Source organism: Paenibacillus sp. MAHUQ-63 (assembly GCF_028765165.1).
Lineage (GTDB): Bacteria > Bacillota > Bacilli > Paenibacillales > NBRC-103111 > Paenibacillus_E.
Window position 1 is genome coordinate 1 of sequence record NZ_JARADB010000030.1, and the last position, 662, is coordinate 662.

The 662-nt window shown below is 70.2% G+C and carries 2 protein-coding genes; both read right to left on the reverse strand.

Translation table 11 applies throughout. From position 1 onward, the window contains the following. Positions 1-47: 47 nt before the first annotated feature. Positions 48-314: a hypothetical protein gene (locus PUT07_RS35320; protein ID WP_274473515.1), complete on the reverse strand. Its 267-nt coding sequence runs from the start codon at positions 312-314 to the stop codon at positions 48-50. Further along, positions 311-662 (reverse strand): YcnI family copper-binding membrane protein (locus tag PUT07_RS35325; protein WP_274473518.1); only part of this gene is annotated, 352 nt, incomplete at its 5' end. The genes PUT07_RS35325 and PUT07_RS35320, both read right to left, overlap by 4 nt.

Below are 662 nucleotides of genomic sequence, written 5' to 3' on the forward strand. Positions count from 1 at the left end.
GCCACCACCTGCCCGGCGTGCGCATCGGCCCGTCACTCCCCCTCCGGTCAGCGCCGCGGTTCCCAGCGGAACCACCGCCGTACAGCAAACACCGCGATGAGGATCCAGGCCATCGCGGTCGCGAGAGCGCCCAGCGCCTCGTACCCGGAGAGATTCCCGGCCCAGCCGCCGCGCACCAGCGTGACGACGGGCGTCAGCGGCAGCAGCTCGCAGAAGGAGGCCACCCGGTCCGGCAGCTCCGCGGACGTGACGTCGACGATCGTGCGTTCGTGCCGCGGCGCGGCCGCTTCCTGGGGCGAGGACTCGAGGGTCACGGGTGTGCTCCGATGATGGCGGCGGCGGTGTCGAGCAGGTGGCCGTCACGGACGTAGGGGTCGTCGTGGGCGCGGTCGAGCTCCAGCACCGGGGCCGGGTTGTCGGGCTCCTCCTTGCCCTTCTGCGGCACCTCGATCCAGCGGACGACCTCCTTGTTGGAGTACGTCTGCAGGGCCTTGAAGACCAGCTGGTCGGTGTCCTCGGGCAGCTGGCCGACGGAGAGCGGGAACTTCTCGAAGTAGCCGGGCTCGATGCCCTTGCCGTCGGCGGTCCAGGTGACCTTGGTGACGGCCTCGGTGATCTTCTCGCCGTGCATCTCCAGCGGCTTGTCCAGCCTGGACTTGGTG